The following is a 22,111-nucleotide window of genomic DNA, read 5'->3' on the forward strand; positions in this document are numbered from 1 at the left end:
CCGGCTCGGAGAGGAATACCAAATGACCACCGAAATCAGAGGTCTCGGCTATGTCCGGGTTCTGGCAACCGATATGGAGCGCTGGCGCGAACTGGGCTTCGATGTCCTCGGGTTCGCCCCGGGCTTCGGCGTCGAACCGGACGCCCTGCACTTCCGCATGGACGAGCGGCCCTCGCGCATCACCGTCGAACACGGTGACGTCGATCGTGTGACCGCGGTCGGCTGGGAGGTTCGCGACGGCCTCGCGCTGGACCGGCTGGCGGCCACGCTCGAGGCCGCCGGTGTCGAATATGCCCCGATGACAACGGAATTGGCGGATCGCCGCAAGGTCGAGGCCGGCATCGTGACCAAGGATCCGGGCGGCACACCGCTGGAGTTCTTCCACGGCCCGGTGCTCGAGCACGGCCCCGTGCTGACCAAGTACGGCCAGCGCTTCGTCACCGGCGCGCAGGGCCTGGGCCATGTGGTCATGCCGACCACCAACTTCGACGAATCCTTCGCCTTCTACACCGAAACCCTCGGATTCCTGTCCCGCGGTGCGTTCCGGATGCCGACGCCGCCGGACGCGCCGCCGCAGCGGATCCGGTTCCTCGGGGTGAACGAGCGTCACCACAGCCTGGCGATCATGCCGAGCCTTCAGGGCCGGGATCCGGGGCTGATCCACGTGATGGTCGAGGTCGACGAACTCGACGCGGTCGGTCGCGCCTACGACCAGGTGATGGCGCGCGAGTTCCCGGTGTCCTCGACGCTCGGGCGGCACACCAACGACAAGATGATCTCCTTCTACGTTCGGGTGCCGGGCGGCTGGGATATCGAATACGGCACCGGTGGTGTGCCCGTCGACGAAACCTATTACACCGCAGAGGAAATCACCGCGGACAGCTACTGGGGTCACGAGTGGATGTGGATGCGGGAGATGAAGGAAGCCAAGTGAGGGCCCAGGACAGCCACGTCGATGTGGTCGTCGTCGGTGCCGGGATCGCCGGTCTCTACGCCGTGCACAGGCTCCGCCGGCGCGGTATGCGCGTGCGCGGCTTCGAGAGCGCGTCGGGACTCGGCGGGACCTGGTTCCACAACCGGTACCCCGGGGCCCGCTGCGACGTCGAGAGCATCGACTACTCGTACTCGTTCGACGAGGATCTCCAGCAGGAGTGGACGTGGAGTGAGCGATTCGCGACTCAGGAAGAAATCCTGCGTTACCTCGAACATGTAGCCGACCGCCACGACCTGCGCTCGGCCTACGAGTTCTCGACCCGGGTGAGCGCGGCGGTCTACGACGAGGACACCCGGCAGTGGACCGTCGAGACCGATACCGGCGCGAGCGTGACCGCGCGCTTCTGCGTGCTGGCGACCGGGGTGCTGTCCGCGACCAACATGCCGGACATCCCGGGGCGCGACACCTTCGCGGGCGAGTTGTACCACACCGGCGAGTGGCCGCACGAGCCGGTGGATTTTCGCGGAAAACGCGTGGGCGTCATCGGAACCGGGTCCTCGGGGATCCAGTCCATCCCGATCATCGCCGAGAGCGCGGACCACCTCTTCGTCTTCCAGCGCAGCCCGAACTATTCGATCCCGGCCCGAAACCGTCCGCTGACACCGGAATTCGTCGCCGAGGTCAAGGCCACGTATCCCGAGCGGCGGCGTCTGTCGCGCCTGAGCGGCGGCGGTTCGCCGTATACGCCGCATCCCAAGGGCGCGCTGGAAGTCGATGCCGCCGAACGCATTCGGGTGTTCGACGAGTGGTGGGACCGGGGCGGCGTGCTGTTCGCCAAGGCGTTCCCCGACCAGACCTCCGACCCGGCCGCGAACGCGGCGGCGCGCGAATACGTCGAGGCCGAGATCCGCAAGCTGGTGCGCGATCCCGAGATCGCCGAACAGCTCATCCCGACCGATCACCCGATCGGCACCAAGCGGATCGTCACCGACAGTGGGTATTTCGAGACCTACAACCGCTCGAACGTCACGCTGGTCAACCTGCGCCGCGCGCCGATCACCGAGATCACCGCGCGCGGGGTGCGCACCGCGGAGCACAGCTACGACCTCGACATGCTGGTATTCGCAACGGGATTCGATGCGATGACCGGCGCCCTGTCCCGGATCGACATTCGCGGGCGGGGCGGTCGGGAATTGCGTGCGGAGTGGTCGGCCGGTCCGCGCACCTATCTGGGGCTGGCGGTCGCCGGATTCCCCAATATGTTCATCATTTCCGGGCCCGGTAGTCCGAGCGTGCTCGCGAACATGGTGCTGACCGCGGAGCAGCACGTGGACTGGATCGCGGACTGCCTGGACTTCATGGACGAGCACAACGCGTGCACCATCGAGCCGACCGCGCAAGCGGTTTCGGACTGGGTGGCCGAATGCAACGCGAAGGCGGCCGCCACCTTGTTCCCCGCCGCCGATTCCTGGTATCTCGGCGCGAACATCCCCGGCAAACCCCGCGTCTTCATGCCCTACATCGGCGGATTCGGCGCGTACGGCGCGATCTGCGACGAGGTCGCCGCAGCCGGTTACCAGGGGTTCGAATTCGATTCCGCCGCAGGTCTTTCCGGTGGCGGGCACCATAGACGATGAGATAGGAAGTATCCGAATGGGCGCACAACGCAGGCCCGGCCTGCACCCCGAGGTCGAGGCGATGTTGCGGGTCCTGGATGCCTTCCCGGACGTGACCGGGTACGAGCCCGCCGAATTGCGGGCGCTCATCCGGTCGCGGCGGGGACCGCTGCGCAATACCCCCGCGATGTGGATCTGCGAGGATCGGGTCATCGAGGGGCCGGGCGGGGACCTGGCCCTGCGGATCCTCGTCCCGCATCACGAGCAGCGCGGGCCGGTGCCGGTCGTCGTGTTCGCCCACGGCGGCGGTTTCGTGTTCTGTGACCTGGACAGCCACGACGAACTGTGCCGGGCGATGGCCGAGGCGGTCGGAGCCGTGGTGATCTCGGTCGACTACCGGCTCGCACCGGAACACCCGGGGCCCGCGGCGATGGAAGATGTTTACGCAGCGCTGATCTGGGCGTCCGAACATGCCGCCGAATACGGCGCGGACCCCGGCCGGATCGCGGTCGCCGGCGACAGCGCGGGCGGCAATCTCGCCGCCACCGTGTGCCTGGCCGCCCGGGACCGGGGCGGCCCGCGGATCGCCGCGCAGGTGCTGCTGTATCCGGTGATCGACGACGATTTCGACACCGAGTCGTACCGCCGCTACGGAGTGGGCTACTACAACACCGCGAAGGCCATGCGCTGGTACTGGCAGCAGTACGCCCCGGACGGCACCGACGACCCGTACCTCGTTCCGACCCGGGCGGCCACCCTGGCCGGTCTGCCCCCGGCGGTGATCCTGACCGCGGAACTCGACCCGCCGTGCTCGGCGGGTGACGACTACGCCCGGCGCCTGAGCGCGGCCGGTGTGCCGGTCCTCGCGCACCGGTTCGACGGACTGTTCCACGGCTTTCTGACCTTTCCGGACCTTTCGCTGACCGGCCCTGCGCGACAACGACTCTGGCAGATGATGCGAGAGGTGCTCGCGGGCTCTGTGCCGAGCGGGAGGCCAGGTGCGGAACCCACAGCAGCGCAGCCGGTTTCGCGGCAACCGGAAGTGGGCTCCCTGCGCCGTGGCGACGCCGTCACCAGAACCGCGGGCGCACCGCGGGAGGGCGCCGAAGTCGCTCCGCTCACCGGTATCGACCGGATCAATGGCCTGTCACCCGAAAAGCCCTGCTGCCGAACGCATTTCGCAGAACTTACGAGCTGCCCGAACGAGGCCGAAATGCGCACCGTGCTCGGACATTTCGCCACCGGCGTCGTCGCGATCACCGCCGCCGACTCCGAGACCGGGCAACCGGTGGGTCTGGCCGCCAATTCGTTCACCTCGGTCTCGCTGGATCCGCCGCTGATCGCCTTCTGCGTGGCGGCGACGAGCACCTCGTGGCCGCGGGTCCGTTCGGCGGGCCGCTACGCGATCAGCATCCTGTCCGACGCGCAGGAAGCGGTGTGCCGCCGCCTGGCGACCCGCGGTGTCGACAAGTTCGACGGAATCGATTGGGTGCCTTCGCTGTCCGGTGCTCCGGTGGTCACCGATTGCCTGGCGTGGATCGAGGCCGAACTCGAAGCCGAGTATCCCGCCGGGGATCACACCATCGTCGTGTCGCGGGTGCGTCATCTCTACTCCTCGGACCTCGCGCCGCTGATCTTCTTCCGAGGTCGATACGGCCGCCTCAGCGTCTCGTGAGGACCATCGTCGGAGTGCGTCCGCTGAACGGGAGAGTGTCCGGATCGGGCTCGCAGATGATGGCATCGTCCGGCGCATGAGTACACCAGTCGATTCCACCGCCCCCGAATTGCTCGAACTGCCCACCGAGCACGGAGTGCTGCGTTACCGCGAAAGTGGTGACGGCCCACCGCTTCTGCTGCTGCACGGCTCCGGTCCCGGTGTCACCGGGTGGCGCAATTTCGGAAACAACGTACCGGCCTTCGCCCGCCATTACCGGACGCTGGTGCTGGAATTCCCGGGATTCGGTGTCAGCGACGATTTCGGCGCGGTTCATCCCATGCGGTCCGCGGGCGCCGCGGTCCGCGCGTTTCTCGACGGGCTCGGACTGGACCGGGTGCCGATCGTCGGCAATTCGATGGGCGGTTTCGTCGCGACGGACTTCGCGCTGGCCGCCCCGGAACGGGTGCAGCGCCTGGTCACTGTCGGCGGCATCGGCACCGCGCTGTTCAGTCCGACGCCGGGGGAGGGCATCATCCGGCTCAGCGAATTCGTCGACCATCCCTCCCGCGAGGCGCTGATCGCCTGGTTGCGCTCGATGGTGTTCGACCCCGCGCTGGTCACCGAGGAATTGATCGAGCAGCGCTGGCAGCAGGCCACCGCTCCCGGCGTCATGGAGAATTCGCGCCGGATGTACAGCGGCGCGGCCCTGTCGCGAATGGCCGAGTCGGCGCGCAGCGCCGATATCACCCCGAGTTGGGCCGAACTGCGGCGCATCGATGTTCCGACCCTGGTGACCTGGGGCCGGGACGATCGCGTCAGCCCCGTCGACATGGCGCTGATCGCGATGCGCACCCTGCCCCGCGGCGAGGTGCACATATTCCCGAATTGCGGGCACTGGGTGATGATCGAGCAGAAGGCCGCCTGGGAATCCGCGGTCCTGGCGTTCCTCGGTCGCTGAAAGATGTGGTCCCGGGCCGAAATCGAGCGTCCGCTCATCGGAATCGGCTCTGGGAACGCGGAATTCGCCGCCATACCGTTGCTCGACCGTTGGTCCGTAATCGAAGTGGAGTTCGAGTCCCATGAAGAAGAAAATGCCTCCGCTGGTGCAGGCGCACGACGTGACAGTCGACTTGGTGGTCGTCGGGTCGGGAACCGGTATGGCCGCGGCGCTGGCCGCGCACGAGCTCGGCCTGTCGGCCCTGATCATCGAGAAGACCCCATACGTCGGTGGTTCGATGGCACGCTCGGGCGGCGCGTTCTGGATACCGGGCAGCTCCGTGCTGCCCGAACAGGGCACGCAGGCCATCGCGGACGCCGAGAAGTATCTGCGTTCGGTGGTCGGTGATTCCGCGCCGGCCGATCGCGGGCAGGCGTTCCTCGAACACGGACCCGCGGCCGTGGAGATGCTGCGCCGCACCACGCCGATGCGGTTCTTCTGGGCCGAGGGCTATTCCGACTACCACCCCGAGGAGCCGGGCGGCCGTGCGGCGGGCCGCACCTGCGAATGCCGCCCCTTCGACGCCTCGAAACTGGGCGCAGAGCGGCCGCGCCTACGTCCCGGCGTCATGGCGGCTCCGGTTCCGATGCCGGTGACGGGCGCGGACTACAAATGGATGAACCTGCTGGCGCGCAAGCCCGCCAAGGCGCTCCCGCGCATCTTCGCGCGGGCGGCGCTGGGTTTGGGCGGCATGCTGATCGGCCGCGACTACCTGGCCGGCGGTCAGGCGCTCGCGGCGGGCATGTTCACCGGTGTGCTGCGCGCCGGTATCCCGGTGTGGACCGAGACGAGTCTCGAGCGCCTGCGCTACGCGGACGGTAGTGTCTCGGGAGTCGTTGTGCGCCAAGGTGATCGGGAGGTCACCGTGACCGCGCGCCGGGGCGTCGTCCTGGCCGCGGGCGGATTCGACCACGATATGACGGCGCGTCACGAGTTCCAGTCGGCACGGCTGGGCAGTCACGAGAGCCTGGGGGCGGAGGGCAACACCGGCGACGCCATCCACGCGGCCCGGGAGATCGGCGCCGAGGTCGCGCTGATGGATCAGGCGTGGTGGTTTCCGGCGTTCGCGCCGCTGCCGGGCGCGCAGCCCGCGGTGATGCTCGCCGAGCGGTCGCTGCCCGGCTCGTTCATCGTCGACCAGACCGGACGGCGATTCATCAATGAGGCCACCGATTACATGTCGTTCGGTCAGGCCGTACTCGCCCGCGAACGTGCGGGCGATCCCGTGGAACAGATGTGGCTGGTGTTCGATCAGCGCTACCGCAACGGTTACGTCATGGCGGGCGGCGTCTATCCGCGCCGGCCGATTCCCGAGAGCTGGTACCGGGCCGGAATCGCGCACCGGGCCAACGACATGGCCGAACTGGCCGCGAAGATGAACGTGCCCAGCAGTACGTTCGCCGACACCGCCCGGCGCTTCGACGAACAGGCCGACGCCGGAATCGATCAGCAGTTCGGCCGCGGCGAGAGCGCCTACGACCGCTACTACGGCGACCCGACCGTCGCCCCGAACCCGAATCTGGCGGCGTTGCGCCAGGCTCCCTTCTACGCGGTGCGCATGGTGCTGAGCGACCTGGGCACCTGTGGCGGGGTGGTCGCCGACGGGCACGCTCGGGTCCTGGGTGCCGACGGTGCGGTCATCGAGGGTCTCTACGCGATCGGCAACACTGCCGCCAACGCGTTCGGCGCCTCGTATCCGGGTGCGGGAGCGACGATCGGGCAGGGCATCGTGTATGGCTACATCGCGGCGCGGCACGCGGCCGCGCGGTAACCCGAGCGGGTGCGGCCGAGGAGTTTCGCGGCGGTGAATCCCGTTGGGGCGGACTACTTCTCGGGAAGCCGTTCCAGTCCGCTGAGTGCCATCCCGAAACCGCGGAACTCCAAACGCCCCACCTCGGAGTAATCGCCGGAACCACTGGCATCGACCCAGTGATAGATGGCGTGGCGCATGGTCTGCACCACGAGCCGGGCCGGAAGGTCCCGCAGGAACGGCTCGGTGTCGAGTTCGTAGAAGCGGGCCAGGAACTGCGTGATCCCGTCGGCGAGTCCCTCGCTCCACTCCACGAAGCGCAGGCGGTACTGCGGGGTGTTGACGATCAGCCGCACGAGCTGGCGATCGAAGTCGGGCACCTGCCTGGTGCCGACCTCCAGGGTGAGCGCGTGGGTGAGCACCTCGACCGGATCGGCGTCGTCGGGCGCGTTCTCCAACTCGCCCAGGATGATCGTCTCGCTGCGTCGCAGCAGGGGCATCAGGACGTCTTCCTTGACCGGAAAGTGCCGGTGAAAGGTGCGCGGTGCGATGCCGACGATCTCGCAGATCCGCTCGACCGTCGCCGAGGCGTCGCCCTCGGCGACGAACAGGTCCCGGGCGGTGAGCGCGATGGTCATGCGCAGTTCCTCGGCGCGACGTTCGGTGAGAGTCGGACGCTTCGGTTTCGTCACCCCGGTCTTCCTCTCTGCTGTTGCCCGGTCACCGTCGGCCCGTCGTGCGGGCCGCTGTCCCGCCCGGTCAGCGGGCTTTCGGATTGCACGCCGACGGTATCGAACGGTAGGTGTCAGATTATGACAGGTTACTCCGGACGCGGGCCGGCCGCGCCTCTGCGAACCGGAGTGTGAACCGCTTTACAGCGGCCAGCGCCTGTGTTTACACTCACACCTGTCAGATTATGACAGAAAGACATGATCTGACATATCTTTCGGAGGTCGTAATGGCAATGCCGCAGCTCGAAGAAACCCCCACCGCGATGATCGACCGGGTCGCATCGCTCCTGGAGTCCTTCGTGGGTGAACGACCACTGACACTGGCGGAGGTAGCGCGCCGCTCGCATGTGCCCAGGTCGTCGGCGCATCGCATCCTGCAGCGTCTCGTCGAACTCGGCTGGGTGCAACGCAGGGAGTTCAAATACACGCTCGGCGTCCGGATGTTCGAGCTCGGCGCGCAGTTCCCCCGACGGCACAACGTCCACCGCGCGGCCGTGCCGGTGATGGCCGACCTGCATCGGCGCAGCGGGCTGACCGTGCACCTGAGCATGCTTGTCGGGGTCGAGATCATGCATCTGGACCGCGTGGGGATCTGGCCCTCGGCCGGTGGCCAGTGGAGTGCCGGGGCCCGGCAACCGGTCGCGACCACCGCGGCCGGCCGGGCGATATTGGCGACCCTGCCTCCGGACCAGTGGGCCGAACTCGACTTCGAGGACGCCCCGACCTGCTATTCCATCAAGTCGCGCAACCAACTCGCGCGAGACCTGGATCGGGTGCGTGATCGCGGCGGCGTGGCGCTGGACAGCCAGGGCACCGCGTTGGGGGTCACCGTGGTGGCCGCCCCGATCCCTATCGCGGATGCCGGCGCCGACGAACATTTCGCGCTGTCGCTGTGCGGCCCCACCCAGACGCTCGGTCTGGAGGCCGCGATCGCCGAGGTGCGCAATGCCGCCGCGACCATCTGGCGGGTCGCGGCCGGAGTGCCGCCGCTGCGGCCGCGCTCGGTCGTGGCAACCGGCCATGGCTCGCGCGCGAGCATGCCGCACGCCCACTCCGGCCGGTGAGCGCGCGGCATGAACGGTTGAACTATCCGAGACAGTGCCCAGCGTCCACGGGCAGCGTCACGCCGGTGATGCACCGGGCCTCGTCGGAGGCCAGGAACAGGCTCGCGTTCGCGAGGTCCTCGGGTTCGATGAAGGTCAGCGGAAGCAGGTGCATCGCCCGCACGCCGGCCTCGAACTGCTCGCGGGTCGGGTTCGGCACGCCGGCGAACGTGCGCATGGTGGACGGGTTCTCGATCATCGGGGTGCGCACGATCGCGGGGTGAATCGTGTTGACGCGCACCGCATGTGGCGCCAGCTCGTTCGCCAGCGACCGCATCAGGCCGACCACGCCGTGCTTGGCGCTGGTGTAATGGCCGACCCCGGCCAGCCCGCGCAGCCCCGCGATCGAACTCATCAGCACGAGCGAACCGCCCCGGCCTCCGGCGAGGATCGACGGGATTCCCGCCTTGCAGGTTCGCCATACACCGGTGAGATTCACATCCAGCATCGTCTGCCAGCGCTGTTCGTCGAGTTCGACGGTCGAACCGGTCGAGCTGATACCGGCGGTCGCGCACAGGATATCCAACCGTCCCAGGGCGCCGACCCCCTCGGCCACCGCCGCGTCCAGGGCCCGCTGGTCGCGCACATCGGCCTCGAACGCGCTGATCCGGCGGCCGGCGGCCTCGACCGCGCGGACCGTATCGGCGAGGGTCTGCGCGGCGACCCCGGGAGTGGTCGTGCGCTCGGGCGCCGCGGCCAGGTCGACCGCGATGATGTCGGCGCCCTCCTGCGCGAACCGGATCGCCTGGGCGCGTCCCATCCCTCCGGCCGCGCCCGTGATCAGCGCGACCTTACCTTCGAGTCGTCCCGTCATCATGCGACCTTCTGGGTCAGGCCGGCGTCCACGACCATCTGCAGGCCGGTGACGTACCGGGATTCGTCGCAGGACAGGAACAGCACCGCGTTGCCGATATCGGCCGGTTCCACCCATGGGACCGGCAACAGCGTTCTGGCCGTGAGTAATTCGGCCACATCGTCGGCCGTGGGGTCGTCCAGGTCGGGACGCAGGCGCGCGAAGGTCGCGGGGTTCAGGATCATCGGGGTTGCGATGGAACCCGGATGGACCGTGTTCACCCGAATGGACCGCGCTCCCAGTTCGTTCGCGAGCGTCTTCGCCAGCCCGGTGATCGCGTGCTTGGCCGCCGAGTAGTGCGAGGCCCCCGGCAACGCCTTGATTCCCGCGGTGGAGCTCACGATGATCACCGACCCGCCGCTCGAATTCATCTGCGCGACTCCGGCTTTGACGGTATGCCAGGTCCCGGTGAGGTTGACCTCGATCGACCGGTTCCAGGTGTCGTCGTCGATCTCCCACGACGGTCCCGGGGCGTCGTAGACCCCCGCGTTGGCCAGCACGACATCCAGCGGCCCGAGCTCGCCCGCGCCGTCGCGCACGGCCGCGTCGACCGCGTCGAAGTCCCGGATATCCGCAGTCGCGGTGAATACCCGTCGCCCCAACTCGCGCACCCCATTCGCCGTATCCGCCAGATCGGCCTCCGCCTCCCGTCCGCCCTGATCCAGCAGCACGACATCGGCCCCCTCCTGCGCGAGCCGAACCGCACAGGCTCGCCCCGCCCCCCGCCGCGCCCCCGTGATCAACGCGACCTTCCCGGCCATTCGTGTCATCTCGACTCCCCGGTCCCTCTAGATATCGGCCATCTCATGGGAACGGGACGCTAATGACCCGCACGTCCCCTCCGGCCGTCATCTCCCATGCAGTGGGATGTGTCCGTCCCCGTTACGGCTTGTGTCGGGCTCCGAACAGCGGCAGGCATTCGGTCAGCCCGGTCACTTCCACCGGTACGGTCCGATGCGATTCCCAGCGGATGCGCGTGAGACGTAGCCGCCGCAGTATCGCCGGCTTTCCTCGCACCGCGTGTACCTCGACACCGTCGGGTTCGTATCCGAGTTTGCGCGAGATCCGGTATGACGCCGGGTTGTCCTCGAACGCACCGGAGATCGCCGACTCGGCTCCGAGCTGGGCGAAGGCAAATTCCAGGACTGCGGAACGCATCTGCGTACCTATTCCTCGGCCGTGATGTGTCCTGCCGAGCCATGATCCGGTGTTCACCTCTCGGCAGAGGGCGAAGTGCTTCGCGCCGACCGACTGGGTTCCGACAACCCTTCCGTCTTGCAGCACAACGAGATTCAGGACCCAATCGTCGACTCGCCAGTCGGCGAGACATCGCCAGTGCCACTGCAGCACGCGCTGTGCCCGTTCATCCGGACCCGTATCCGTCCATTCGGCTGTGAACGGCTGTACCGCCGGGTCGTGCACGCCCTCGGCGGCGAGCCCGGCGAGGGCATCCAGGTCTTCCATGGTGGGCATCCGCAGTTCCAATCGCGGTGTGCGCAAACGGAGACCCGCCGGAGGCCAGTATTTCATCGGGCTCATGCCCGCCATCGTGCCTGCCGAATATCCTTCGCGGCCAGCGAATTTGCCGCGTGGTCCGCTGTCGGCCGCACGGTTCCGCAGGGTGACGCTCGAAACCGACCCCACCGGCCGTGTCGTGTCCATGTGCCTGGACGACTCGCGGTGTAGTCGAGTTCGCGCGGTAGCCGCGAGTTCAGCAGTCGCTCCACCGTGCCCCTGCTGATCTCGCCGAGCGGTTCGGGCGGCGCGGTGAGCAGCCCGCGCCGGTGCCCGTCCCGGAACAGACCGTCGAGCCGCTGATAGACGATCGCGTCGACGCGCTGTTCCACATGCCGGCGCAGCGCCGCATCGCCACGGCCGGTGGCGAGTTGCGCCGCGCCGATCCGCTCAGAGCTCGTCACCTGCCGCGAGCAGGAACCGCCGCACCTGCTCGCCGAATCGCATACCTTTCGCGAGTTCGGCTGCCGCGGTCAACCTCTGCTCGATGACTCCGAACTTCCTGTCCAGCACGGCGATCATCAGGGCCGCCGTGCCGCAGGCTGCTCGCGTTGTCAGGCGTCGCCGGTGACAACGAAGAGTTCGGCCAGGGCGTAGGTCATCCAGGAGGCCCGCAGGCGGTATGCCTCTCTCGGGCCGGTAACTCGCAGACGCGGATACTTGCCGAGTACGGCGCGGGCGGCGTGCTCGGCCTGCAGTTCGGCCAGATTCGCACCGAGGCAGTAGTGCCGGCCGCGGCCGAAGACCAGGTCCGGGCGCTCGTGCCCGGCCGGGTCCAGGTGGGCCGAGCGCAGCGAGGCGTATACGGTGTGCCCGCGCGGGATGAGGACGCCGTTGATCTCGATATCGGTGAGCGGGAACCTGCGCACCGCATAGTTCATCGGTGCGGCGGTGCGGATCAGCCGCCGGATCAGCGGCGCGAATTCCTCTGGGCGGTCGAGTATTTCGCGGGCTCGCGCCTGGTGGTGGCGGACCAGTTCGTCCAGGACGAACGCGGTGGCACTGATCGTGTTCTCGAATCCGCCGATGATCGTCAGGAAGGCCAGGCTGACCAGTTCGTCCTCGGTGAGCCGATCCTGCCCGTCCCGGGCCGCGATCCAGGTCGAGAGCAGGTCCCGGCCCGGCCCGCGCCGCTTGTCGGCGATCGCGTCGCAGATCAACCCCGACAGGGTGGTCATCGAGCGGCGCAGCGCGTCGCGCTCGTGCGAGCCGTCGGAGCGCAGCAGCGGTGCGGAGGCTTCGCGGAAGGCGTTCAATTTTTCGCGGGGCAGTCCCAGCAGAGTTCCGGTCACGCGTACCGGCAGCGGTTCGCACAATCCGGTCATGAGATCGATCCGGCCTTCGGCGGGGAGTTCGGCGACCAGTTCGTCCACCGTGCCGGACACGATCTGTTCGTGGAACCGGTGGTGGCGCGGTCCGAATGCCTCGGCGGCGAGCCTGCGCAGGCGGCGATGGGCCTCGCCGTCGAGATTGAGCAGGTTGGCATCGAGCGCGGGCGGCAGGTGGTTTCCGCGAAATCCCATGGTGCTGTCGGCTTTCGCCGCCGAGACGCCCGGATCGGTGAGCAGCCGGGTCACCGCTTCGTAGCCGGTGACGACCCACACGGGCGAACCGTCGGGCAGTTCGGCCCGGTGCACTCCGGGCGCACGGGTTCGCAATTGTTCGTGCAGCGCGTCGATGTCGTGTGTGCTCGCGGCGAACGGAGAACTCCCCAGTGTCATATCTGCCAGCGTGCCAGCTGCGCGGGCATCCGGGTTCAGGAGGATGTCGCGGTGGTATTCGTATGGTCGCCCGGAGTGCGAGAAAGGGTGCGGCCCAGCGCGAGTGCGGCGGTGCGTACGGCGGGCGCGAGCAGTTCGGGCTTGAATCCGGCCGTGGGCACCGACACCGACAGCGCCGCGATCGGCTGTCCGGCGAGCAGAACCGGGGAGGCCAGGCAACAGCCGCCGAGGGCGGCCTCTTCGCGTTCGACGGCGACGCCGGTGCGCCGCACGGCGTCGAGTTCGCGTGCCAGCCGCACCGGGTCGGTGACCGAATTGCGGGTGTAGCTGCGCAACGGCAGGCCGAGCACCTGGGCGCGGATGTCCGGGTGCTCGAGCGCCAGCAGCGCTTTGCCGACCGCGGTGCAGGTCAGCGGGAGCCGTCCGCCGATCTGCGAGGGCAGGGGGAGCGCGGCGTGCCCGTGGATCTTCTCGACGTAGACGGCCTCGCTGCCGTCGCGGATCGCCAGGTGCACGGTCTCACCGGTCACCGCGTAGAGGTCCTGCATGAAAGGTAGTGCCGCCGAACGCAATCGGTACTTCAGCCCGACTCGTTCGCCGAGTTCGAACAGGGCCAGACCGAGTTCGAACTTGCTGCCGGTGCGGGACAGCCAGCCCAGTTCGACCAGCGCGGTCAGCACCCGATGCGTGGTCGAGCGCGGCAGCCCGGTGCGGGCGGCGACCTCGGCCAGCGACAGTCCCGTGCCCCCGGGAAAGGCGTCGAGCACCAGTGCCGAGCGCTGCAGCAACGATAAGTTGTCCCGTTTCATGGGACATATCCTATTCATGCGCGATCGACGGCAATAGCGTGCGTGGCATGACAACGGTGCAGAACGACACGATCGGCGCGGCTGCCGAACGACTCGCGGTGGCGGCGGCGACCGGAACGCCGTGCGCGCCGATTCGCGACCTGATCGGCCCGGACGATCTGGAGGCGGCCTACGCCGTCCAGAAGCGCAATATCGACGCGCGGCTCGCGAGCGGGCGGACCGTGGTCGGTCGCAAGACCGGCCTGACCTCGCCGGCCGTGCAGCGCCAGCTAGGCGTGAATCAGCCCGATTTCGGGGTCCTGCTCGACGATTTCGACTGCACGCACGACGCCAGGGTCGATATCGGCAGGCTGCTGCAACCCAAGATCGAGGCCGAGATCGCCTTCACTCTCGCGGCCGGCATTCCCGACCCGATCACAGCGGCCGAAGCGCCGCGATTCGTGAGCCGGGTGCATGCGGCCTTCGAGATCGTCGACAGCCGAATCGCGAACTGGGACATCAGTTTCGCCGATACCGTCGCCGACAACGCCTCCTCCGGGCTGTACGTGCTCGGCGACTCGCTGCCGGTCGCGCAGGCCCCCGACCTCGCCGCGGTCACCATGACCGCGACGACCGAGGGCGAGCAGGTCTCGACCGGCCGCGGTTCGGACTGTCTGGGCAGCCCCTGGGAGGCACTGGCCTGGCTGGCCAACACCAGCCGCGCCTTCGGATCCCCGCTGCGGGCCGGCGAGATCATCCTGTCCGGTGCGCTGGGGCCGATGGTCGCGGTCGCCCCGGGCGCTACCTATCGCGCCCACATCTCCGGAATCGGTTCCGTCGCAGCATCTTTCACGGAATGACCACCACCTCACCCGAAAGCAGGACAGCATGAGCCGGATCAAGGCCGCGGTCATCGGGTCGGGCAATATCGGCACCGACCTCCTCATCAAACTCCTCCGCGTCGCCGAGCACGTCGAGATCGCCGTGCTGGTCGGCATCGACCCCGACTCGGACGGGCTCGCCCGCGCCCGCAGGCTGGGCATCAGCACCGTCGACAACGGTGTCCAGGGGCTCATCGCGCATCCGGATTTCGACGACATCCGCATCGTCTTCGACTCCACGTCGGCCAAGGCGCACCGGGCCAACGTGGCGGCGTTGCAGCCCTACGACAAGCGCATCATCGACCTCACCCCCGCGGCCATCGGCCCGTTCGTGGTGCCGGCGGTCAACCTGGACGAGCACCGCGACGCCCCGATCGTGAACATGGTGACCTGCGGCGGCCAGGCGACGATTCCGATCGTCGCCGCCGTCGCGGCGGTCGCGCACGTGCACTACGCGGAGATCGTGGCCTCCATCGCCTCGAAATCCGCGGGACCGGGAACCCGGGCGAACATCGACGAATTCACCGAGACCACCTCCGAGGCGATCGTGCGGGTCGGCGGAGCCGACTACGGCAAGGCCATCATCGTGCTCAATCCCGCCGAGCCGCCGCTGATCATGCGCGACACCGTGCTCGCCCTGGTCACCGATCCGGACCAGGCCGCGATCCGAAAGTCCGTGCAGGACATGGTCGCCGCGGTCTCCGCCTACGTGCCGGGGTACCGGCTCAAACAGGACGTGCAGATCACGAAGCTGGACGATGCCGAGTCGGTCGCCACCCTCACCGGCGGCATCGACCGGGGGCCAGGACTGTGGAAGGTGTCGGTCTTCCTCGAGGTCGAGGGCGCCGCGCACTACCTGCCCGCCTACGCCGGCAACCTCGACATCATGACCTCCGCGGCCCTGCAGGTCGCCGAACGGATCGCCGAAAACATGCTCTTGGAGATGGCCCGATGACCGAGACGACCACCCGCCCGAACGTCCTCGACGGCGCACCGCTCTACATCCAGGACGTCACCCTGCGCGACGGCATGCACGCCATGCGGCACCGGATCAGCCCGGAGAACGTAGCGGCGATCGCCGCGGCGCTCGATGCGGCCGGCGTCGACGCCATCGAGGTCACGCACGGCGACGGATTGGCGGGTCACAGCCTCACCTACGGGCCGGGCAGCAACACCGACCGGGAGTGGATCGAGGCTGCCGCGGCGGTGGTGCACCGCGCGAAGCTGACCACGCTGCTGCTGCCCGGCGTCGGCACCGTCGCCGAACTGAAGCAAGCCTTCGAACTCGGGGTGACCTCCGTGCGGGTGGCGACGCACTGCACCGAGGCCGACGTGGCCGCGCAGCACATCGGCACCGCCCGGGAACTAGGCATGGATGTCAGCGGCTTCCTGATGATGTCGCACCTGTCCGAGCCCGCTGAGCTCGCGCGCCAGGCGAAGCTGATGGAATCCTATGGGGCACACTGTGTTTACGTCACCGACTCCGGTGGGCGGCTGACCATGAACGGGGTCCGGGATCGGGTGCGCGCCTACCGTGATCTGCTCGATCCCGGCACCCAGATCGGCATTCACGCGCACCAGAATCTGTCGCTGTCGGTGGCGAACTCGGTGGTCGCGGTCGAGGAGGGGGTGACCCGGGTCGACGCCTCGCTGGCCGGGCACGGGGCCGGTGCGGGCAACTGCCCGATCGAGCCGTTCGTCGCGGTCGCGGACCACTCCGGCTGGAAGCACAACTGCGATCTGTTCGCGCTGCAGGACGCCGCCGACGACATCGTGCGCCCGCTGCAGGACCGCCCGGTCCAGGTCGACCGCGAGACGCTGACCCTCGGTTTCGCGGGTGTGTACTCCAGCTTCCTGCGGCACGCCGAAGCGGCGGCGAAGCAGTACGGGCTGGACACCCGCGAGATCCTGCTGGCCGTCGGCGAGCGCAAACTGGTCGGCGGCCAAGAGGATCTGATCACCGATATCGCACTCGACCTGCTGGCCGCGAAGCAGCGCTAGGGATCCGTGCATCGCTCCCGGATCGGCGTGCCGACATTCCGATAGCGCGGCGACGGCGAGAACGTATAGCCTTGGTGGCCGAACGATCTCGCCGTCCCTGGATCGGCAGGGCGTGTTGGGAATTCGTCAGCAACCTTCGCCGTGGCGACTTCCATGCAGCCTGTACCTGCTTTGTCCGGTGAATTACGCCGTGGTTTGCGTTACCGGCAAACCGGGCGAAAGGTATGGTGTGCAGATCTGGTCCGGAGAGTGGACCGCCCGGGTTCGTGGAGGCGATCGTGCAATCGGTACTGGGTAAGGCGCGCTTGCTGCTGGAGGCGTTCGACGCCGAATCGGGTGAGCTGTCGCTGACCGAACTGTCCCGGCGCAGCGGAGTCGCCAAGGCCACGACGTACCGGCTGGCGACCGCGCTGGTCGAGTGGGGCGTGCTGGAACGATCCGGCACGAGCTACCGGCTGGGCCTGCGATTGTTCGAACTAGGGCAGCTGGTGCCCGCGCAACGGGTGCTGCGCGACGCCGCCCTGCCGTATTTGCAGGACCTGCATGCCGCGACCGGCGCGACCGTGCATCTCGCGATCCGGGACGGCTACGACGTGCTCTACATCGACAAGGTCTCCGGCCACAGCGCGATCGCGATGCCGTCCCGGGTCGCCGGGCGGCTGCCGCTGTACGCGACCGCAACGGGTAAGGCGATGCTGGCGTTCTCGCCGGCCGACGTGGTCAGCCGGATGCTCGAGAACGGGCTGCCCGCCTTCACGCGACGCACGGTGCCCTCGGCCGCGCATCTGCGCCGCCAGCTCGACATGATCCGCCGGAACATGATGGCGGTGGAGGCCGAGGAGATGGCCCTCGGTGTGGTGAGCGCGGCGGTGCCGGTGTTCGGCTCGAATTCGGTGCTGGTCGGGGCGGTCGGGATGTCCACCACCACCGCACGGATGAGACTCGAGCGGATGTCCGGCCCGTTGAAGACCGCCGGGGCCGGAATCAGCCGGACACTGGGCTCTCTCGCGCGCTCGGCGTAGCGCCCCGGATGGGCGGACGCTGTTTGCTCGCCGCGCCGAGGGCCGCGAACCCGAGCCCGGCCGACGCGGTCGTCACGATCGCGACGGCCAGACTGGTATTGCCCAGCAGCCCGACGATCGGTGCGACCACGGCCGCCGCGCCGAACTGCGCGAAGCCGACCATCGCGGCGGCCGCACCCGCGATCGCGCCGTGGCGGGCCAACGCCAGCGCGGGCGCGTTCGGCATCACGAAACCCGTGGCGCCGAGCAGAGCCAGCACCGGCAGGGCGAAGCCGGCGAACCCGCCGGTCGAAGTGGCCGCCAGGACGATGAACGCTCCGCCGACCGCCGTGCTCACCAGCAGCGCGACCAGACTGATCCGCAGCGGCGACCATCGTTTCAGCAGGACGACGTTCAGCTGGGACGCGCCGATCAATACCACCGCGCCCGCGGCGAAGGCGAAACCGTAGGTCCGTGAGGTGAGCCCGAACTGGCCCTGCATCACGAAGGGCGATCCGGCGATGTAGGCCCACAGCACCGACCGGCCCAGGCCGCATACCAGCACGAGTACGAGGAACCGCGGATCGCCGATCAGGGTGCGATATCCGTTGAGCGCCTGGGAGATTCCACGTCCGGTGCGGGCGCCGGGCGGCAGCGTCTCGGAGAGCGCGAAGACGCCCAGCAGCATCATGCCCGCACCGAGCGCGGCCAGTACCAGGAACACTCCCTGCCAGGACACCGCGCCGAGCACCAGCCCGCCGATCGACGGCGCGAGAATCGGCGCGACACCCATCACGAGCATCAACCGGGACAGCACGACCGCCGCGGCGCGACCGGCGTACAGGTCGCGCACGACCGCCATCGCGATCACCCCCGCCGCGGCGGCGCCGAAACCCTGGAGGGCGCGCAGGACTCCCAGCGTTGCGACCGAAGGTGCGAAAAAGCATGCCACCGAGGCGAAGACGTGCACAGCGGTGCCGACGGCCAGCGGCCCGCGCCGCCCGTGGCTGTCCGACAGCGGACCCGCGACGAGCTGACCGATCGCCAGTCCCGCCAGCGTGCCCGTCAGGGTGAGCTGCACGGCGGTGTCGGTCGTGTGGAAATGTGCCGAAATCGTCGGCAGCGCGGGCAGATACATGTCCACGGTGAACGGACCGAGGGCGGTGAGCATGCCCAGGACGAGCACGAGCCGAAGCCGGTCCGCGCCCGCGGGCGGGCGCACCGCGACCGCGTCACGAATGTTGCTGGTCAAGGAACCCGCTCACCACGGAGTAGTAGTCGTACGGCCGTTCTTCCTGGAGGTGATGCGACGCCTTGTCCATCACGTACAGGTGCCCGTGCTCGATCATTCTGGCCAGCATCAGAGGGTAGTCCGGGGTGAGGAAGGCGTCGTGCATTCCCCACGCGAAAAGCACCGGCGCCGTGATCATTCCGAGTTCGGCGGTCAGATCCTGCCAGTCGCCGCGCGGGTTGTCCGACGCCGCGGCCAGAGCCATCTCCTCCGGGTCCAGGCTCTGCTGGTAGCGCATGTCCAGGGTCTCGCGCGGCAGTTTGTCGCCGTCGAACCACTCGAGGCGGGTGATCAGCTGACGCATCTTCTCCCGGGTGGGGCCCTCGCCGCCGTAGTAGACGTCCCGGGCCGTGCGGCCGCGATGACCGTTCTCCGGCAGCGGAGCGAGCGGGCCGTAGAACACCGGCATGCTGCCGGTGATCACCAGCGCGCGCACCCGGTCGGGATACTTGGCCGCGAGGTTGAGCGCGATCGTCCCGCCCCAGGAGTTGCAGACGAAATCGGCGCGGTCGATGGGCAATTCGTCGAGCAGCGCGACGATCTTCGCTGCGTGGAAATCCCACATCGGCCCGCTGATCGTGCACTTCTCCGACCGGCCGTACTGCAGGATGTCGACCAGGATCACCCGGCGGTCACGCGCGAAAAGCGGTGCGACAGGACCGAAGTCGGACCACGCGGTGCATCCGGGGCCGCCGCCGTGCAGGAATATCGTGGGATTTCCGGAGCCGAGGTCGTGATAGTGGAACTTCACTCCCGCCGCGTCGGCGTACAAGCTGTTCGGTGGTTGAGCCATGAGCACACCTGACGTCATTTCGCAGGCGGTGTGAAGGATCGCGGTCCGCTGGGCGGTCCCGGTCTGTGGCCGGGCCCCGGCACGCGCGGTTAGCTTGCGGCGCATGGCATCAGATCTGCGAACGGCCGAGGACCGGGCCCGCGCCCTGCTCGGCGCGGTCGAGCACCGCGATCTCGGCCCGTTGCGAGCTTCCGAGGCGGTGGCGTTCGCGCGCGCGTGCGGCGAACACGATCCGCGGCTGCTGGACCCGGAATCGACCGGCTTCCAGGTGCATCCGCTGTATCTGCCGAGTCTGCTGCGCGGTCCCGATGGCGGCCGCGACGGCGAGTACCGCGCGGACGGCATGTTCCGCGACGAGGTTCCCGGCACCGACGGTCTGGATGTGCGCCTGATGGCCGGTGGGCAGAGCATCGAGTTCCACCGGCAGGCGCCGCTCGGGGATCCGATCACGGTGCGGCGCACGCTCGACGAGGTGGCGCGCAAAGGCCGGCCGGGCTCGGAGTTCCTGCTGCTGACGGTCTCCAAGGTCTTCCGGGCCGCGCGGGCCGGAGCGCTGGCCACCGTCACCGAAAGGTTCATCGTCCGATGACGAATCCGCCCAGCGCCCGTGCCGAGACGGGCCAGCAGATCGGCCCTGTCGTCCTGCGGACCGACCCGGTGCGCCTGCTGCGCTTCGGCGCGGTCACGCACAACGCGCACCGCATCCACTACGAGCCCGAATACGCCGTCCAGGAGGGCCTGGACGCGCCGGTGGTGATGGCCCAGCTGCACGGTGCGCTGTTGTTCCGTGCGGCGGCCGAGTTCGCCGGCGGGCCGGGCGGCGTGGTCTCGGTGGGATGGCGCAACCGCGCACCCGCCTACGTGGGGTGCGAGCTCATCGTGACCGGCGTCGTGCGCGAGATCGCCGACGGCCTGGTCACGCTCGACCTGCGCGAGCACACCGGCGACGGCGTGCTGTGCGCCGAAGGCGAGGCCGCTGTGGCCGGCGATGTGAACCCGGTCTGCTGAGCAAACCGGATCCGTTGGCGTCCGGCCGGGACTCGCCGAATATTCGCTCTATCACCCATCTCGTCTCGAGAGGACTTCACATGACTGGTGTCGAGGCGCCGAAGGCCGCGCAGGAGGTGCCCGAGCGCCCGCGTGCGGCCGGCAGGCAGGACTGGACGGCCTGGCCCAAGTACAACGCGGCCGGCAGCGGCTACCGCGGGTACTGGTATCCCGTCACCTGGTCCAACCACATCACCGCGAACCCGCACAGCTACACGATCTGCGGCGAGAAGCTCGCCCTCATCCGGGACGCGGGCAAGGTGTACGCGCTGCACGACCGCTGCCCGCACCGCGGGGTGCCGCTGTCCGAAGGCGACCAGCAGTTCCCCGGCACGGTCAGCTGCCCCTATCACGGCTGGACCTATCGCCTGACCGACGGCAAGCTCGTCGCGGTCATCACCGACGGTCCGGATTCGAAGATCTGCGGCAAGGTCGAGGTTCAGACGTACGCAGTGGAAGAGCGGCTCGGCCTGGTCTGGGTGTACATCCCGATCACCCGCGAGCCCGCCCCGCCGCTGGACGAGCAGTTGCCACCCGAGCTGGTCGAGAACGAGGGCATCGTCGGCGGCCGCATCCAACCGCGTTCGGGGAACTGGCGTTTCGCGTGTGAGAACGGCTTCGATGAGGGCCACGCGAAGTATCTGCACCGCACCGCGCTGTGGCGGCTGTTCAAGCCGATGCCGACCTGGAACATCACCCGCATCGTTCCCGAGGGCCGGTGGATCTACCGAGTCCAGGACGAGGTGTACTGGGAAGCCGAATTCCCCGGCGTGGGGAAGTGGACCAACAAGCGCTGGTGGAAGAAGAAGCCGGACGAGTCGAAGATCTCGCAGATCGGGAACGTCGGCGCCGGACTGCGGGTGGATCCGGTCATCGCGGCGCAGGATTTCCCGGGCTTCGCGTCCCTGTCCATGCCCGGCGTGCTGCGCATCGCCTACCCCAACTTCATCCACTACGAGTTCTATGTGCCGGTGGACGACGACAATCACCGATATGTCGGCCTGATGGTGAATTTCGTGACCGGTATGCGCAAACTCGGCTTCTACGCCAAGTATCTCGGCGCGATCCGCTGGCTGTTCCACGGCCAGTTCTCCGGGCAGGACGCGTGGATGGTCGAGGTCACCGACGCGCCGCCGGAAAAACTGTACCGGCCCGACGTCTCGCTGACCGCCTGGCGCAATCTCGCCGAGCAGGAGTACGCCGAAAAGCTCACGGCTGCCGTCGAATTCGTCAAGCAGCCGGTGGCGCAGGCGCGTGCGCGCCGGGCATCGGCGAAGCGCGACGGCGCCGATGCGGCGCCCGCCGCGCAGTCCGTCCCGGCCGGCGAATAGGAGAAGCACATGCTCAAGACACTGATCGCGTTCGTCGCGGGCGGCGCGGCCGTCGGCGGCGCGCCCGCCGCATGGCGGTTTCTGCTGCGGCGCAGCAACAC

22 protein-coding genes and 2 pseudogenes are annotated in these 22,111 nt (G+C 68.5%); 14 read left to right on the forward strand and 10 right to left on the reverse strand.

The genetic code is table 11. The features are described 5' to 3' along the window. The first annotated feature begins 22 nt into the window (after window positions 1-22). The 6 genes and pseudogenes from AC5WS7_RS01320 to AC5WS7_RS01345 all read left to right on the forward strand — a co-directional run bounded on the left by AC5WS7_RS01320 (window position 23) and on the right by AC5WS7_RS01345 (window position 6,975). Entirely contained in the window at window positions 23-934 is a 912-nt protein-coding gene (locus AC5WS7_RS01320; protein WP_495952470.1) for a VOC family protein, read from the forward strand. Continuing rightward, a complete protein-coding gene (locus AC5WS7_RS01325) occupies window positions 931-2,571 on the forward strand; it encodes a flavin-containing monooxygenase (protein ID WP_495952471.1) in 1,641 nt (546 codons plus the stop codon). Before AC5WS7_RS01320 ends, AC5WS7_RS01325 begins: the two co-directional genes overlap by 4 nt. Before the next feature lie 16 nt (window positions 2,572-2,587). Next, window positions 2,588-3,532 (forward strand): annotated as a pseudogene (locus tag AC5WS7_RS01330) (alpha/beta hydrolase); the annotation flags it as partial. A 255-nt stretch (window positions 3,533-3,787) separates the two neighbouring features. Continuing rightward, a pseudogene (locus AC5WS7_RS01335) lies at window positions 3,788-4,225 on the forward strand (flavin reductase family protein); the annotation flags it as partial. Window positions 4,226-4,301: 76 nt separating this feature from the next. After that, window positions 4,302-5,165: an alpha/beta fold hydrolase gene (locus AC5WS7_RS01340; RefSeq protein WP_495952472.1), complete on the forward strand. Its 864-nt coding sequence runs from the start codon at window positions 4,302-4,304 to the stop codon at window positions 5,163-5,165. A gap of 121 nt (window positions 5,166-5,286) precedes the next feature. Further along, window positions 5,287-6,975, forward strand: coding sequence for a 3-ketosteroid-delta-1-dehydrogenase (locus tag AC5WS7_RS01345; protein WP_495952473.1), 1,689 nt, complete (start codon window positions 5,287-5,289; stop codon window positions 6,973-6,975). Between the two features lie 53 nt (window positions 6,976-7,028). Here AC5WS7_RS01345 and AC5WS7_RS01350 read toward each other — a convergent pair whose 3' ends face one another. Further along, the gene (locus tag AC5WS7_RS01350) at window positions 7,029-7,646 is read right to left on the reverse strand and encodes a TetR/AcrR family transcriptional regulator (protein ID WP_495952474.1); all 618 of its coding nucleotides are present in this window, start codon (window positions 7,644-7,646) and stop codon (window positions 7,029-7,031) included. 266 nt (window positions 7,647-7,912) lie between these two features. Here AC5WS7_RS01350 and AC5WS7_RS01355 point away from each other — a divergent pair, with 266 nt between their 5' ends. Further along, window positions 7,913-8,749 (forward strand): IclR family transcriptional regulator, encoded by an 837-nt coding sequence (locus AC5WS7_RS01355; protein ID WP_495952475.1) that lies wholly within the window; start codon window positions 7,913-7,915, stop codon window positions 8,747-8,749. Window positions 8,750-8,771: 22 nt separating this feature from the next. Here AC5WS7_RS01355 and AC5WS7_RS01360 read toward each other — a convergent pair whose 3' ends face one another. From AC5WS7_RS01360 to AC5WS7_RS01390, 7 genes are all read right to left on the reverse strand, one after another. After that, complete coding sequence (locus tag AC5WS7_RS01360) at window positions 8,772-9,602, reverse strand: mycofactocin-coupled SDR family oxidoreductase (protein WP_495952476.1); 831 nt, start codon at window positions 9,600-9,602, stop codon at window positions 8,772-8,774. Then, complete coding sequence (locus AC5WS7_RS01365) at window positions 9,602-10,411, reverse strand: mycofactocin-coupled SDR family oxidoreductase (RefSeq protein WP_495952477.1); 810 nt, start codon at window positions 10,409-10,411, stop codon at window positions 9,602-9,604. The genes AC5WS7_RS01360 and AC5WS7_RS01365 overlap by 1 nt, the downstream gene beginning before the upstream one ends. 112 nt (window positions 10,412-10,523) lie before the next feature. Then, window positions 10,524-11,180, reverse strand: coding sequence for a GNAT family N-acetyltransferase (locus tag AC5WS7_RS01370; RefSeq protein WP_495952478.1), 657 nt, complete (start codon window positions 11,178-11,180; stop codon window positions 10,524-10,526). Beyond that, window positions 11,177-11,560 carry a hypothetical protein gene (locus AC5WS7_RS01375; RefSeq protein ID WP_495952479.1) on the reverse strand — a complete coding sequence of 128 codons (384 nt, stop codon included), beginning with the start codon at window positions 11,558-11,560 and terminating at the stop codon, window positions 11,177-11,179. Before AC5WS7_RS01375 ends, AC5WS7_RS01370 begins: the two co-directional genes overlap by 4 nt. After that, window positions 11,547-11,678, reverse strand: coding sequence for a hypothetical protein (locus AC5WS7_RS01380; RefSeq protein ID WP_495952480.1), 132 nt, complete (start codon window positions 11,676-11,678; stop codon window positions 11,547-11,549). The genes AC5WS7_RS01375 and AC5WS7_RS01380 overlap by 14 nt, the downstream gene beginning before the upstream one ends. 32 nt (window positions 11,679-11,710) lie before the next feature. Then, a complete protein-coding gene (locus AC5WS7_RS01385) occupies window positions 11,711-12,877 on the reverse strand; it encodes a cytochrome P450 family protein (protein WP_495952481.1) in 1,167 nt (388 codons plus the stop codon). Window positions 12,878-12,912: 35 nt separating this feature from the next. Then, window positions 12,913-13,686 (reverse strand): IclR family transcriptional regulator, encoded by a 774-nt coding sequence (locus AC5WS7_RS01390; protein WP_495952482.1) that lies wholly within the window; start codon window positions 13,684-13,686, stop codon window positions 12,913-12,915. Window positions 13,687-13,733: 47 nt separating this feature from the next. Between AC5WS7_RS01390 and AC5WS7_RS01395 the strand changes: the two genes are divergently transcribed. From AC5WS7_RS01395 to AC5WS7_RS01410, 4 genes are all read left to right on the forward strand, one after another. Next, window positions 13,734-14,525 (forward strand): 2-keto-4-pentenoate hydratase, encoded by a 792-nt coding sequence (locus tag AC5WS7_RS01395; RefSeq protein ID WP_495952483.1) that lies wholly within the window; start codon window positions 13,734-13,736, stop codon window positions 14,523-14,525. Window positions 14,526-14,553: 28 nt separating this feature from the next. Next, on the forward strand, window positions 14,554-15,501 hold the full coding sequence (locus tag AC5WS7_RS01400; protein ID WP_495952484.1) for an acetaldehyde dehydrogenase (acetylating): 948 nt from the start codon (window positions 14,554-14,556) through the stop codon (window positions 15,499-15,501). Further along, window positions 15,498-16,547, forward strand: a complete 1,050-nt coding sequence (gene dmpG, locus AC5WS7_RS01405; protein ID WP_495952485.1) for a 4-hydroxy-2-oxovalerate aldolase — start codon at window positions 15,498-15,500, stop codon at window positions 16,545-16,547. Before AC5WS7_RS01400 ends, dmpG begins: the two co-directional genes overlap by 4 nt. Window positions 16,548-16,822: 275 nt before the next feature. Further along, entirely contained in the window at window positions 16,823-17,569 is a 747-nt protein-coding gene (locus tag AC5WS7_RS01410; protein ID WP_495953702.1) for an IclR family transcriptional regulator, read from the forward strand. On the opposite strand, the gene AC5WS7_RS01415 is transcribed toward AC5WS7_RS01410, so the two are convergent. After that, entirely contained in the window at window positions 17,532-18,719 is a 1,188-nt protein-coding gene (locus AC5WS7_RS01415) for a multidrug effflux MFS transporter (RefSeq protein ID WP_495953703.1), read from the reverse strand. The genes AC5WS7_RS01410 and AC5WS7_RS01415 overlap by 38 nt on opposite strands. Before the next feature lie 61 nt (window positions 18,720-18,780). After that, window positions 18,781-19,632, reverse strand: coding sequence for an alpha/beta fold hydrolase (locus AC5WS7_RS01420; RefSeq protein ID WP_495952486.1), 852 nt, complete (start codon window positions 19,630-19,632; stop codon window positions 18,781-18,783). 103 nt (window positions 19,633-19,735) lie between these two features. Between AC5WS7_RS01420 and AC5WS7_RS01425 the strand changes: the two genes are divergently transcribed. The 3 genes from AC5WS7_RS01425 (at window position 19,736) to AC5WS7_RS01435 (ending at window position 22,010) form a co-directional block, all read left to right on the forward strand. Continuing rightward, window positions 19,736-20,221, forward strand: a complete 486-nt coding sequence (locus tag AC5WS7_RS01425) for an FAS1-like dehydratase domain-containing protein (protein ID WP_495952487.1) — start codon at window positions 19,736-19,738, stop codon at window positions 20,219-20,221. Continuing rightward, the gene (locus AC5WS7_RS01430) at window positions 20,218-20,640 is read left to right on the forward strand and encodes an HTD2 family dehydratase (RefSeq protein ID WP_495952488.1); all 423 of its coding nucleotides are present in this window, start codon (window positions 20,218-20,220) and stop codon (window positions 20,638-20,640) included. Before AC5WS7_RS01425 ends, AC5WS7_RS01430 begins: the two co-directional genes overlap by 4 nt. A gap of 80 nt (window positions 20,641-20,720) precedes the next feature. After that, window positions 20,721-22,010, forward strand: coding sequence for a Rieske 2Fe-2S domain-containing protein (locus AC5WS7_RS01435; protein ID WP_495952489.1), 1,290 nt, complete (start codon window positions 20,721-20,723; stop codon window positions 22,008-22,010). The last annotated feature ends 101 nt before the right edge of the window (window positions 22,011-22,111 follow it).

It is taken from the genome of Nocardia sp. PLKS1-43, from assembly GCF_059510335.1.